The following is an 11,935-nucleotide window of genomic DNA, read 5'->3' as shown; positions in this document are numbered from 1 at the left end:
CGCAGCCCGTTCATGACGTCATCCTGGCGGTGGCCCGCTGCGCGAGCGCGTCGAGGACGTCGACGTGCGTGGCCGGCACCTGCACGTCGAGGCGCAGCGCATCGGTGTCGCCGGTGATGGTGAACGAGAAGAACGAGCAGCAGGAGCTTTCCCGGTCGGTCAGGTCCCGGGCGGTCGTCTCGGCGGTGGAGTCGAGACGCCACAGCAGGTGGGTGGGGGACAGTCGATGCTGCCCTCGCAGGGCGGTGGTGAAGAGGTCGTCGAACTCGGCCAGCCGCAGCGGCCGTTGGACGTTCGGCAGGGTGCACGACTCGGGCACCCATGCCTGGTCATCGCTGCTCATATCCATGACGGTAAGCCTGTACCTGGGAACCGGATGCAGGCCCACGCGCGGTGGTGCAGCAGCCGTCGGCGCATTCGCTGGTGTCGCCGCCTGCGGCGGGGTATCGCAGGGCCGCAGCCGAGGCGCAGCAGCTGTCGCCGCGCCAGGCTTCGCGGCCTTCCTTGACCGCGACTGCGGCGATGATCAACGCGGCGGCGGGGTCGGCCCACCACCAACCGAAGAGCGAGTTGACCGCGAGCCCGACCAACAGCACCGCCGAGAGGTACGTGCACAGCAGGGTCTGCTTGGAGTCCGCGACGGCCGACGAGGATCCGAGTTCGCGTCCCGCGCGGCGTTGCCCGGCCGACAGGACCGGCATCACCGCCAGGGACACCGCGGCCAGGACCAGACCGATCGTGGAATGCTCCGCGCGGTCCGCGCCGACGAGCGCGCGCACCGACTCGACGGACACGTACGCGGCGAGGGCGAAGAACGACAGCGCGATGACCCGCAGCGCGGCGCGCTCCCGGCGTTCGTGGTCGGGACCGGAGAACTGCCAGGCGACGGCGGCGGCCGAGGCCACCTCGATGACGGAGTCGAGCCCGAACCCGATCAGCGCTGTCGAGGAGGCCATCCTCCCGGCGCTGATGGCGATGACCGCCTCGATCAGGTTGTAGGTGATCGTCGCGGCGACGAACAGGCGCACCCGCCGGATCAGGATCAACCGGCGGGCCGGTGACGGGCCGACCGACATCGACGGAAGTGGCGCGTTCATCAGCAGCACCCCTCGGACTGGGCGGCGGAGCAGGCGGCCGGATCGACGGCCAGGACCAGACCGAGGAGGTCTCCGAGGGCGTGCGCGAGGCGGGCGTCAGCCAGTGCGTAGCGGCTACGGCGACCCTCCGGCACCGCGACGACGAGGCCGCAGCCCCGCAGGCACGCCAGGTGGTTGGACAGGTTCTGCCGGCTCGTGCCCAGCAGGTCGGCGAGGTCCGCCGGGTAGCCGGGCCCCTCGCGCAGAGCGAGCAGGAGCCGGGCGCGGAGCGGGTCGGACAGGGCGTGACCGAAGCGGGCCAGGACCTGTCCGTGCGTCAGAGTCTCCATCACCCGACAGTACATCGCCCAGTGAATAAACAGTACACTGAACTGTCCGGTCCTGGGCCTTGATGGGCCACGACCACGGTCACTTGTGGAGCGGACCGACGACGGCGGCGTGAGGGCACGGCCGGCACTTCCCCGCCTGGTGGGGGAGAATCGAATCATGTTTGTCATCAGGGAGCGGTTCTTCTCGATCGGCGACGACTTCGACGTGCTCGACGAGCACGGCACCAAGGTCTTCCACGTCGACGGCAAGGTGCTCAGCGTCCGCAACAAGGTCGTGATCGAGGACGCCGCCGGCCAGGAGGTCGCCACGCTGCACCGGCACCTGGTGGCGCTGCGTCCCACGTACGAGATCCGGATCGGCGGCGAGAAGGCCGCGGAGGTTCGCAAGAAACTGCTCACGCCGTTCCGCGACAAGTTCACCATCGACGTGCCGGGGCCCGACGACCTGGAGATGAAGGGTGACCTGCTCGACCACGAGTACGTGATCGAACGCGACGGCACCGAGGTGGCCGCGGTCTCCAAGCGGTGGCTGACGATCCGGGACACCTACGCCGTGCAGGTCAGCGCCGGCGTCGACCCGCTGCTCATCATCGGCAGCGTCCTCGCGCTCGACCTGGCCTTGAACCGTGACAAGAAGAAGAAGGTCGACGACGACTGACCCCTCGGCCGTGCGTCGTGAACAGCCCTAACCCAGGCTGGGCGGGAGTAGGCGGCTGCGCTACTGGCTGTCGGGCCGGATGTTGTGGTTGAGGTGGAACACGTTGTGCGGGTCCCAGACCGTCTTGAGTGCGGTGAGCCTGGCGAGCTTGGCGGCCGGATACGCGCGGCGTATCCCGCGTTGCCCCTCGTCGGCGGCGAGCGAATTGACGTAGACGCCGTCGGCGTACGGGTCGAGTGCGGCTCCGGCACTGCGAGCCGCTGCCATCCGACTGTCGTCTTCGGACGGGTCGGTCCAGCGGGAGCCGGCGCCGAACTCGAACATGGTGGCGCGGTGGCTGAACGCCGCGTCGGCGTCCGCGACGTCGGCGATGGCGCCGCCGTGCGCCTGCAGGCCGACGCTGGGCAGTTGGGTGTCGGCCCGCAGGTCCGACGCGCCGCGCAGCAGGAACGCCTCGATCGCGGCGGTGGGGAACTGCCGCAGGTAGTGCGCGCTGGAGTACCGGCGGTAGGCGTGGCCGCCGACGGTGTCGTCGCGTTGCTGCAGTTCCAGGTACGACGGGGTGGTGACCCGCTCGGCGACCGGGCGCCCGAGCGCGCGCATCGTCGGCAGCAACCGGCGACCCTGTGCCGGGTCGCCGACCCAGACGAAGCCGACGGTGGCGACTGGGCCCCCGGCCGTGCTGTTGACGTCGGCGGTGAAGGTCGCCTGCCGCGGCGCGACGGCGTTGAGGTCCCGCCAGCCTTCGAGAACCGGTACGGCGTCCTCGGCGGGGAAGTCGAACTCGGCGACCAGGGTCTGCGTTCCGGTGTGGTGCAGGTGGAAGTCGAAGTCGGTGACGATGCCGAAGTTGCCGCCCCCGCCGCGCAGACCCCAGTAGAGGTCGGGGTTCTCGGTTCGGCTCGCGGTCACCACTTCCCCGTCTGCGGTGACCATCGTGTAGGAGACGACGTTGTCGCAGGCCAACCCGTGTTGGCGGGCGAGCCAGCCCATGCCACCGCCGAGGGTCAGGCCGCCGACCCCGGTGTGCGAGACGTTACCCGCGGTCGTGGCGAGGCCGTATGGCTGCGACGCCCGGTCGAGTGCGCCGAGCAGCGCGCCGCCCTGGACCCGGGCGCGTCGCCGGATCGGGTCGACCCGTACCCCGTTCAACGGGGTCAGGTCGATCATCAGACCGTTCGCGGGGACGGCGAGGCCGGACACGTTGTGCCCGCCGCAGCGCACCCCGATCTCCAGGTCGAGTTCGCGGGCCAGGCGCACAGCGGCCACCACGTCGGTGACGCTCGCGGCCTGCACGATAATCCGCGGGCGCCGGTCGATCATGGCGTTCCAGACGGTGCGGGCCGCGTCGTAACCAGGATTACCCGGCGTGAGGACGCGGCCGTCGAAGCGGGGACTGGTCGTTGTCGTCATAGGTCTGAGCCTGACGGAAATTGGTACACCCGGTAAGGTCCGATTCCATGGGCCGAACCAGGACCAATTCGAGCACTGCGGAGGACCTGCTCATCCAGGTCGACCGCTTCGCGGGCGAAGCGCTGCACCGGCAGATAGCCGCCTCGATCCGGGGCAGCATCCGGGCCGGCCGGTTGCGTCTCGGGACCTCCCTGCCGCCCACCCGCACCATCGCCGCCGACCTGGGAGTCTCACGCGGCGTCGTGGTCGAGGCCTACCAGCAACTCGCCGCCGAGGGCTACCTCACCAGTCGGGCGGGCGGCTACACCCAGGTCGCGGTCGAACCGGTTCCGCCCGCGGCGGGGCGTCGCGGCGGGGATCGGGCGACGGCCCGGATCGACTTCGGGTACGGCCGCACCGACGTGTCGTCGTTCCCCCGGGCCGCCTGGCTGCGCTCGGTGCGAACCGTCCTCACCACCACGCCGAACGAACGCTTCGCCTACCTCGACGGGCGTGGCGTACCCGAACTGCACGCCGCCCTGACCGACTACCTCAGCCGGGTCCGCGGCACATCGGCCCGCCCGGAGAACGTCGTGATCTGCAGCGGCTACGGCCAAGGCGTCGCCCTGATACTCCAGGTGCTCGCGGCGCGCGGCGCCCGCAGGGTGGCCGTCGAGGACCCCTCCGCTGATGACGACGCCCGCCTCGTCGCGGCCGCACTCGGCCTGGACATTATCGGCGTCCCGGTCGGGCCAGACGGCATCCTCGTCGAGAAGCTCCAACAGACCGACGCGGATGCCGTCGTGCTGACGCCGTCGCACCAGTGGCCCACCGGCGGGGTCCTGTCAGCCACCGCGCGGGCCGGGGTCATCAGCTGGGCGCAGCGTCGCGGCGCCGTGGTGATCGAGGACGACTACGACGCGGAGTACCGCTACGACCGCTCGCCCGTCGGCGCCATGCAGGGGCTGGCACCCGACACCGTCGTCTACTGCGGCACAGCGAGCAAGACGCTGGCGCCAGGGCTGCGCCTCGGGTGGCTGCTCGCGCCGTCACACCTGGTCGATGACATCACGGCGGCCAAGGTACGGGCCGATCGCGGCTCTCCCGTCATCGACCAACTGACCTTCGCCGACTTCCTCACCCGCGGCGAATTCGACAGGCACCTACGGCGCATGCGCCCGGTCTACCGCCGCCGCCGCGACGTACTCCTGGCCGCGCTGCGCGCATGGCTACCCGACCTGGAACCGGTCGGTGTCGCGGCGGGCCAACACGTCGTGACCTGGCTCCCGCACGACCTCGACGAGGACCTGGTGGTGGCTGCCGCCGCCCGGCGCGGACTGGTCGTGCAAGGCGTCTCCCGGTACCGACTGAGCCCCGACGGACCCGGCGGGCTGATCTTCGGGTACGCCACCCTCACCGAACGCTCCATCACCGACGGAGTGGAAGCCCTCGCCGACGCGGTCGCGGAGGTCCGTGCGCGGATCTGCCGCGGGTATGAACATCCCCAATTGGAGGAGACATAAAGGTCATACCGGTGTCCGTGCACACGACGATCGCCCAGGTGACCTGACGCTTGGCCCCCGAGGTGAGGGTGATGGAGGATGGGCGAATGCGTGCGCGGGACCGTAACAACGTGATGCTGACCGGTCGTGAGGGTGGCCCTACTGTCGTGCTCGCGCACGGCTTCGGTTGTGATCAGCACATGTGGCGCCACGTGGTCAGCGAAATCGGACAGTGGGCCCAGGTGGTGCTATTTGACCACGTCGGATCCGGCAAGGCTGATCCGGCGGCCTGGAACGCTGACCGGTACGCCTCCCTGGATGGCTACGCCGACGACGTGCTGAGCATGTGCCGGGACCTTGACCTCCAGCAGCCGATCTTCGTGGGGCATTCGGTCAGTTCGAGCATCGGGGTCCTTGCGGCGAACCGCGAACCGGATCGCTTCTCCGCGCTTGTCCTGGTCACGCCGTCACCGTGCTACATCGACGACGAGGACTACCGGGGCGGTTTCACTCGGGAGGACATCGACGACCTGCTCGAGTCACTCGACAGCAACTACCTCGGCTGGTCGTCGAGCATGGCACCCCTGATCATGGGCAATCCGGAGCGGCCGGAGCTGGGCGAGGAGCTGACCGCGAGCTTCTGCCGGACGGATCCCGCGATGGCGCAGGTGTTCGCGCGTGCCACGTTCCTGTCCGACAACCGTGCCGACCTCGCCGCGGTGAGCGTTCCGACCCTGGTCCTGCAATGTGCGCAGGACGCCATCGCGCCGCCCGAAGTCGGCGCGTTCGTGCACGCGCAGATCGCCGGAAGTCAGCTCGTCACACTGGATGCGACCGGGCACTGCCCGCAGCTGAGCGCTCCGGAAACGACGGCCGCGGCGATCACGTCGTTTGTCAGGGCCGCCTACCGATGACCGCCACCGGGGGGCGTGATCCGCACGGCCCGGGTCCCAACGATGACGGAAGCGCCCGACCGAGCGAGGCGGGGTTTCCCGCGTTGCTGGAAGACGACCTCGAAGACCTGTACGAGAACGCGCCGTGCGGGCACCTGTCCACCCTCCTGGACGGCACCATCGCGAAGATCAACGGCACGCTGCTGGCCTGGCTCGGCTACCGCCGCGAGGAACTCGTCGGCCGGCGCCGCTTGAGCGACCTGCTCACCGGTGGGGGCCGGATCTACCACGAGACCCACTTCGCGCCGATGCTGGCCATGCGAGGCGAGATCGGCGGTGTCGCCCTCGACCTTCGCACGAAGGACGGCGTTCGCATGCCGGTCCTCGTCACGTCCGTCGTCAAGGCTGGCAGTGAAGGTCAACCGCAGCTCATCCGGACGGCCATCTTCGACGCCACGATGCGCCGCTCCTACGAACGAGAGCTCCTCAGTGCCCGCAAGGCTGCGGAACGCGAGGACGAGCGGCTACGACATCTCGTCGGCAAACTGCAGCGCAGTCTCCTCCCGGCCGTGCTGCAAACCCCGCCGGGACTGGAAAGCGCCGCGTACTACCGGGCAGCCTCCACCGACGAGGTCGGCGGCGACTTCTACGACCTGTTTCCCCTTGAGGACGGCCGCTGGGGCTTCTTCCTCGGCGATGTCAGCGGCAAAGGCGTCGAAGCGGCCGCCGTCACCGCCCTGGCCCGCTACACGTTGCGGGCCGCGACCGTCTACAACCCGGACCCTGCCGCCGCGCTGCACAACCTCAACACGGTGCTCTGGCAGGAGTACCGCCAGGACGCGCGCTACTGCACCGTTGTGTCCGGCATCCTCACACCCACGCCGGCCGTCAACGGGTTCACCGCGATCATCGCCAGCGGCGGGCACCCCGAACCACTGCTGCTGCGCGCCGATGGCTCCGTGCACTACCAACCCACGAAGGGCCGCATCGTCGGGGCCTTCCCCAACTCCCGATACACCAACACCACCGTCGTGGCGAACCCCGGCGACACGTTACTTCTCTACAGCGACGGGCTCACCGAGGCGCGTCCCGCCAGCAGCGAGACTGCCGATGGCCGTTACGGAACGGCAGCCCTCGCTCGATTCGCCCACTCCCTCGCGCCGACCAACGCCACCACTGTCGTCGCCGCGGTCACCGAGCTGCTCCGCACCTTCGGCGCCGGGCTGAGCGACGACACCGCCATCCTGGCCATCAGCGCGCCACCTGCCTGACCCGAGTGCTCATACCGCCGATGTCGTCTGGCCCCGGGCCGGTCAGGCTGGACCGTCCACCAGCGGGTCGTGAACCCGGCCGAGGAACAGCGGAACGCCGGTGAGCCGGTCGTGGATGACGTACAGGAATGGCCGGTTGACGAAGAACTGCGGTCCTTGCGGGATCGACGGCGGCCGGACGATGACGGCCGACGCGGCTGCGGCCTCGGTACCCTTCTCGTCCACCGCGATGAACGTCTCGTGCACCACGTCGTCGATGCACAGGGCCGGCTCCGTGCTCATGCCGGTGAAATCGGCCTGTGACGTGAATGCCGTGGGCATGCCGAGGCTGCCCAGCGCGGCACCCAGCTCGACCGGCAGGCGGAACGTCCACCGGGGCAGGCGCAGTTGGACGTCGGTGATCTGGAACCCGGTCAGCAACGCGCCCAGCCAGGTCGCGTCGAGGTTCGCCTCCACCGCGGCCAGATCGTCCCGGGTCGGCATGACGATGGCCATGGCAAGCCCGTCGCCCGCGTACGGCACGTCGACCGCGCGCCACCCGTCCCCCTCCAGGTAGCCCATCCTGTCGAACGGCCCGCGCATGACCGGGACGTCGACAACCGTCCCGTCATCCCTGGCGAACGGTTCCACCACCGTGGCGGCCAGGGTGAACGGGTACTTCCAGGCCGCCTTGAGGTAGATCGTGTTGGTCAGAATCAGGCTGGTGGTAGGCCCCACGGCGTCGGACTGCAACAGCTCCGGGATCTTCGCGTTGGTCCGATCTGACACCCAGGTGTTGATCTCCTGGCGGGCCACCTCGGGGGCGCCACGGAAGTCGACCGGGTGCGGCGCGGCACCGTAGTAGCCGGCCAGGGCGTCCCGGAACGCGGGTCGCAGGACCAGGTCGAGTCGTGTCCACAGCGCGTTGGCAGTGGTCACCCGAGCCTGCTTGATTCCGTCACCGTCCTGGTAACGGCCGGCGAGCGTCTGCTCGATGGTGTTGAACCCGCTGTCGAGCGCGCCGGGGCGCGGATGCGGCGCGTGGAGCACCGCGTCCATCTCGTCCGCCGTGGTCGAGCCGGCGCCCGCCCTGGTCATCGCGAGCGCGAGCCCGACCGAGTACGGTGCGCACACCACATTGCCGCCCGCCCGGCTCGACGCCAGCGTGCGGTAGAGGTCGGCCGTGAAGCCGCGAACGGCGGTAGCGGCGGCCTGCACTGTGGCCGGGTCGGGTGGTACGCGGTCCGCATTCGTCGAGGTGGACGGCGGGCCGAACCGCCGAGGATCACCTGGGACGGCGGTAAGGGCAGCGGCCGCAAGCGGCACCGCCCGCAGAACTGATCGACGCGAGACCATGTGTCGACGGTAGAGCAGTTCCACGATGACCCACCAGAGACAAACTTAAATTCATCGATGTTCAGCAATGAGCCATCGTGGCGATACCCGTACGCTGGTGTGATGATCGACTTTCGCGCGGCGGTTGAGGCACGGGATCCGGACGCTGTCGCGGCGGCCCTGGCCGACAACGTGGTGTTTCGCAGCCCGGTGGCGTTCAAGCCCTATCCCGGCAAGGCGATCACCGCAGCGATCCTGCGGGGCGTGCTGCGGGTGTTCGAGGACTTCCGGTACGTCCGTGAGTTGAGCGGTGACGGCGGTCGCGATCACGCGCTGGTGTTCGAGGCCCGGATGGGCGACGTCGCCATCGAGGGCTGCGACTTTCTGCACCTGGACGAGAGCGGCCTGATCGACGAGTTCACGGTCATGGTTCGTCCGCTGTCCGCCGCGCAGGCCCTGGCCGCCGCGATGGCCGCTCAATTCGCGCAGATCCAGCGTGAGGCCGCCGACGGTTAGTGGCGAGCAGGTTTGGGGGTCTGTCCTCCAGCCAGGTGAAACCTGAGCGATTCTCCTCTTCTGTCCGAGGCTTCCGCTGAACGCCGTTACGGTGTGATTTGGGCGATCAGGCACGTCGCCGCGGGACCGGAGCCCGGCCGCTGTCGGGGCACGCGCCGCTCGATGGTGCGTCCGACCGGTCGCGGCTTCGGCGAGTTCGCGTAGACGCCATGCGCATCTGCCCGCGTTCGGAGACCACTGACCAACGAGGGGGAAGAGACATGCTCGGTATCTCGCTACGTCGGCCGAAGACCATCGCCGCAACGCTCGTCGCCGCAACGCTGGTGACGGTGCTCGGCTCAGCAGCCCCAGGCGTGTCCGCGGACGGCGGTCCGCGACCATCCCCGGACGAGGGGCGTCGCACCAAGCCGACAATCGTCCTGGTGCACGGCGCCTGGGCCGACGGCTCGAGCTGGAGTGGGGAGGTCCGCAGACTCCAGGCACGCGGTTTCGAGGTCCAGGTTGCGCCGCAACCCAGCCGGGGGCCGACGATCGACAGCGGCTACCTGAAGGATTTCCTGTCCACCATCGAGGGTCCCATCGTGCTCGCGGCGCACTCGTACGGCGGGTTCGTGGTAAGCGACGCCGCGACCGGCAACAGCAACGTCAAGGCACTCGTGTTCGTCGACGCCTTCGCCCCGGACAAGGGGGAGACCGTGGAGGAACTCACCGCCGGCTCCGGCTCGGTGCTGGAGCCGGCCTTGACCGACCCCGCGAGCGTTTTCAAGCTCGTGCCGTTCCCGGGTGCCCCGGAAGGTGCGGTCGACGCGTACGTCCTGCCGAAGGTGTTCATCCCCGGCTTCGCCAACGGTCTGCCCCGGCGGCAGGCGGAGGTGCTCGCCGTGACCCAGACCGCCCTGGCCACGAACGCTCTGGGGGAGCCCGCCACGGAGCCGGCGTGGAAGACGATCCCGGTATGGGCGGTGATCGGCACCGAGGATCGGGTCATCCCGCCGGCCCGCCAGGAGGAGATGATGAAGCGGGCGGGAGCCGACATCACCCGGATCGACGCCGGTCACCTGGGCCTGATCTCGCACCCCGGTGAGGTTACCGAGGTCATCCTGGAAGCGGCCCGGACGACCGACTGACGGGACCTCGGGACATCAGCAGCAACCGTGGCCGAGTCCCGCGTGGTGACGGGTTCGCCAAAAGGCCGTGGCATCGCGGAAAGCGATGCCACGGCCGGTTGTCGTGTCAGTTGGTCGCCTTGGCGGCGGCCTCGATCTGGTTGGTGACCGCACCCGCATCCGTGACCATGGACAGGTGGGGGGCATTGATCTCGATGGTGTGCGCCTTGGCCCTCTTGGACATGGCGATCTGCTGAGCGGCGGGGATGACGGCGTCCTGCTTGCCGATCACGGACCACGAGGGGATGGTGGTCCAGGCCGGCGCGCCGGCCTCCTCGACCAGGGCGTTGTAGGCCAGGGGGCGTTGCCGGGCGGCGAGTACCGCGACGTCCTTGGCGGGGATGCTCTTGTCGGCGAACGCCTTGCCGAAGACCGACGGCTTGACGTAGAGGTTGGGGTAGTGCGGGTCGCCACCGGGGATCGCGACCTGGTCGAAGACGGTGGACGCTTCGGCGGCGAAGACCGAGCCCGGCACGGCCGAGGTCAGCGAGTAGACGGTGTCGTGCTGGTCCGGGATGTACGCGTCGACGTACACCAGGGCCTTGACCTGCTTGTCACCCAGGGCGGCGTTCGTGATGACCATGCCGCCGTACGAGTGACCGACGAGGACGACCGGTCCGGTGATGGTGTCCAGGTACGCGCGGAGATTCGCGGCGTCGTTGTCCACGCCCGACAGCAGGTTCGGCGGCGTGACCACCCGGTAGCCGTCGTGCTGGAGCTTGGCCGCCACCTTGTCCCAGCTGGACCCGTCAGCCCATGCGCCGTGCACGAGCACGACTGTCGGCTTGACCGATGCGGGGCGCGAATGCTGGGCCGTCGAGGCCTGCGCGGTGCCGATACCGGCACCAACCAGGGTCAGGGCGCCGATGGCCACGCCTACGGAAAAGAGGCGCCGCCGGAAGAGCAATTTCACGGTGTTTCCTTTCACTTCTGAAAAAAGTCGAGCAGGGCGGCGTTGACCTGATCGCTGTGGGTCCAGGCAATGGCGTGCGGCCCGCCCTCGATGACGAGCAATCGCGTATCCCCGATGAAGGCGGACACCCGCTGGCCGGTCACCCCGATGGGTAGGACCCGGTCCTGGTCGCCCTGAATCACGAGTACCGGCACGTCAATCTTGGACAGGTCTTCACGGAAGTCGGTGAGCCAGGTCGGGATACAGGCCACCGCGGCGAGGGGAGATCCGGCCACGGCTACGGCCAAACTGGCCTGGAACGCCTCGTCGCTAACCAGCGAGCCGCCGTAGACGTCGAGGTTGTAGAAGTTCTCCAGGAACTGCTTGAGCCACCCGTTCCGGTCCGCCCGCGCCGCCTGGATGAACCCATCGAACAACGACTGCGGTGCGCCTTCGGGATTGTCCTCCGTACGCAGGAGGAACGGCGGGATCGGCGACATCAGGACGGCCTTCGCGACCCGCCCGGTGCCGTAGCTGCCCAGGTAACGGGCAACGTCGCCGGTTCCCATCGAGTGACCCACGAGGATGGCGTCGCGTACGTCCAGTTCCGTGAGCAGCACGTCCACGTCGCTGGCGAACGTGTCGTAGTCGTATCCACCGGCGGGCTGGCTGGAATTGCCCCAACCCCGCCGGTCATACGTGATGACCCGGTAACCGGCAGCGAGTAGTGCGGAGACCTGCTTCTCCCAGGCCTGCCCGCTCAACGGGTAGCCGTGACTGAGTACCACTGGCGTACCGGCGCCGTGATCCTCGTAATAGATCTCGATGGGGTTGGCTCCCTCTGAGCCAACTGTGACACGGGGCATGCGCACTCCTTGGGCTTGCGTTCCGCGCTGGGAACCTTG

Annotated in this window: 13 protein-coding genes; 6 read left to right on the top strand and 7 right to left on the bottom strand. The window is 69.0% G+C overall.

Features of this window, described 5'->3' with window-relative positions:
- Positions 1 to 10: 10 nt before the first annotated feature.
- Genes IW249_RS30950 through IW249_RS30940 form a run of 3 tightly spaced genes read right to left on the bottom strand, consistent with a single transcriptional unit; the run spans position 11 to position 1,426 of the window.
- Positions 11 to 343 carry a hypothetical protein gene (locus IW249_RS30950; protein WP_231392727.1) on the bottom strand — a complete coding sequence of 111 codons (333 nt, stop codon included), beginning with the start codon at positions 341 to 343 and terminating at the stop codon, positions 11 to 13.
- On the bottom strand, positions 330 to 1,097 hold the full coding sequence (locus IW249_RS30945; RefSeq protein WP_196924021.1) for a cation efflux transmembrane domain-containing protein: 768 nt from the start codon (positions 1,095 to 1,097) through the stop codon (positions 330 to 332). The genes IW249_RS30950 and IW249_RS30945 overlap by 14 nt, the downstream gene beginning before the upstream one ends.
- Entirely contained in the window at positions 1,097 to 1,426 is a 330-nt protein-coding gene (locus tag IW249_RS30940) for an ArsR/SmtB family transcription factor (protein WP_196924020.1), read from the bottom strand. The genes IW249_RS30945 and IW249_RS30940 overlap by 1 nt, the downstream gene beginning before the upstream one ends.
- Before the next feature lie 157 nt (positions 1,427 to 1,583).
- Here IW249_RS30940 and IW249_RS30935 point away from each other — a divergent pair, with 157 nt between their 5' ends.
- A complete protein-coding gene (locus IW249_RS30935; protein WP_196924019.1) occupies positions 1,584 to 2,084 on the top strand; it encodes an LURP-one-related/scramblase family protein in 501 nt (166 codons plus the stop codon).
- Between the two features lie 60 nt (positions 2,085 to 2,144).
- On the opposite strand, the gene IW249_RS30930 is transcribed toward IW249_RS30935, so the two are convergent.
- Positions 2,145 to 3,497, bottom strand: a complete 1,353-nt coding sequence (locus IW249_RS30930; protein WP_196924018.1) for an FAD-binding oxidoreductase — start codon at positions 3,495 to 3,497, stop codon at positions 2,145 to 2,147.
- Between the two features lie 47 nt (positions 3,498 to 3,544).
- On the opposite strand from IW249_RS30930, the gene pdxR reads away from it, so the two are divergent.
- The 3 genes from pdxR (at position 3,545) to IW249_RS30915 (ending at position 7,142) form a co-directional block, all read left to right on the top strand.
- Positions 3,545 to 4,999: a MocR-like pyridoxine biosynthesis transcription factor PdxR gene (gene pdxR, locus IW249_RS30925; protein WP_196924017.1), complete on the top strand. Its 1,455-nt coding sequence runs from the start codon at positions 3,545 to 3,547 to the stop codon at positions 4,997 to 4,999.
- 86 nt (positions 5,000 to 5,085) lie between these two features.
- Complete coding sequence (locus tag IW249_RS30920; protein ID WP_196924016.1) at positions 5,086 to 5,892, top strand: alpha/beta fold hydrolase; 807 nt, start codon at positions 5,086 to 5,088, stop codon at positions 5,890 to 5,892.
- 83 nt (positions 5,893 to 5,975) lie between these two features.
- Positions 5,976 to 7,142, top strand: a complete 1,167-nt coding sequence (locus IW249_RS30915; RefSeq protein ID WP_231392726.1) for a PP2C family protein-serine/threonine phosphatase — start codon at positions 5,976 to 5,978, stop codon at positions 7,140 to 7,142.
- 42 nt (positions 7,143 to 7,184) lie between these two features.
- Here IW249_RS30915 and IW249_RS30910 read toward each other — a convergent pair whose 3' ends face one another.
- The gene (locus IW249_RS30910) at positions 7,185 to 8,477 is read right to left on the bottom strand and encodes a serpin family protein (protein ID WP_196924014.1); all 1,293 of its coding nucleotides are present in this window, start codon (positions 8,475 to 8,477) and stop codon (positions 7,185 to 7,187) included.
- 102 nt (positions 8,478 to 8,579) lie between these two features.
- Between IW249_RS30910 and IW249_RS30905 the strand changes: the two genes are divergently transcribed.
- Both IW249_RS30905 and IW249_RS30900 read left to right on the top strand, forming a co-directional pair.
- Entirely contained in the window at positions 8,580 to 8,972 is a 393-nt protein-coding gene (locus IW249_RS30905) for a nuclear transport factor 2 family protein (RefSeq protein WP_196924013.1), read from the top strand.
- Positions 8,973 to 9,232: 260 nt separating this feature from the next.
- Complete coding sequence (locus IW249_RS30900) at positions 9,233 to 10,099, top strand: alpha/beta fold hydrolase (RefSeq protein ID WP_196924012.1); 867 nt, start codon at positions 9,233 to 9,235, stop codon at positions 10,097 to 10,099.
- 106 nt (positions 10,100 to 10,205) lie between these two features.
- Here IW249_RS30900 and IW249_RS30895 read toward each other — a convergent pair whose 3' ends face one another.
- Together IW249_RS30895 and IW249_RS30890 are read right to left on the bottom strand one after the other, a co-directional pair.
- Positions 10,206 to 11,051: an alpha/beta fold hydrolase gene (locus IW249_RS30895; protein ID WP_196924011.1), complete on the bottom strand. Its 846-nt coding sequence runs from the start codon at positions 11,049 to 11,051 to the stop codon at positions 10,206 to 10,208.
- Positions 11,052 to 11,062: 11 nt separating this feature from the next.
- The gene (locus IW249_RS30890) at positions 11,063 to 11,896 is read right to left on the bottom strand and encodes an alpha/beta fold hydrolase (RefSeq protein WP_196924010.1); all 834 of its coding nucleotides are present in this window, start codon (positions 11,894 to 11,896) and stop codon (positions 11,063 to 11,065) included.
- Positions 11,897 to 11,935 lie beyond the last annotated feature (39 nt).

This window comes from Micromonospora vinacea (genome assembly GCF_015751785.1).
Lineage (GTDB): Bacteria > Actinomycetota > Actinomycetes > Mycobacteriales > Micromonosporaceae > Micromonospora > Micromonospora vinacea.
The sequence above is the reverse complement of the archived record's forward strand: the minus strand, read 5'-3'. Positions and strand labels throughout refer to the sequence as shown.

Bases quoted from the DNA above. Each gene is read 5' to 3' on its own strand.
- IW249_RS30930 (WP_196924018.1), bottom strand. From the start codon at position 3,497: ATGACGACAACGACCAGTCCCCGCTTCGACGGCCGCGTCCTCACGCCG.
- IW249_RS30950 (WP_231392727.1), bottom strand. From the start codon at position 343: ATGAGCAGCGATGACCAGGCATGGGTGCCCGAGTCGTGCACCCTGCCG.
- IW249_RS30935 (WP_196924019.1), top strand. From the start codon at position 1,584: ATGTTTGTCATCAGGGAGCGGTTCTTCTCGATCGGCGACGACTTCGAC.
- IW249_RS30945 (WP_196924021.1), bottom strand. From the start codon at position 1,097: ATGAACGCGCCACTTCCGTCGATGTCGGTCGGCCCGTCACCGGCCCGC.
- pdxR (WP_196924017.1), top strand. From the start codon at position 3,545: ATGGGCCGAACCAGGACCAATTCGAGCACTGCGGAGGACCTGCTCATC.
- IW249_RS30920 (WP_196924016.1), top strand. From the start codon at position 5,086: ATGCGTGCGCGGGACCGTAACAACGTGATGCTGACCGGTCGTGAGGGT.
- IW249_RS30890 (WP_196924010.1), bottom strand. From the start codon at position 11,896: ATGCCCCGTGTCACAGTTGGCTCAGAGGGAGCCAACCCCATCGAGATC.
- IW249_RS30940 (WP_196924020.1), bottom strand. From the start codon at position 1,426: ATGGAGACTCTGACGCACGGACAGGTCCTGGCCCGCTTCGGTCACGCC.
- IW249_RS30905 (WP_196924013.1), top strand. From the start codon at position 8,580: ATGATCGACTTTCGCGCGGCGGTTGAGGCACGGGATCCGGACGCTGTC.
- IW249_RS30900 (WP_196924012.1), top strand. From the start codon at position 9,233: ATGCTCGGTATCTCGCTACGTCGGCCGAAGACCATCGCCGCAACGCTC.
- IW249_RS30910 (WP_196924014.1), bottom strand. From the start codon at position 8,477: ATGGTCTCGCGTCGATCAGTTCTGCGGGCGGTGCCGCTTGCGGCCGCT.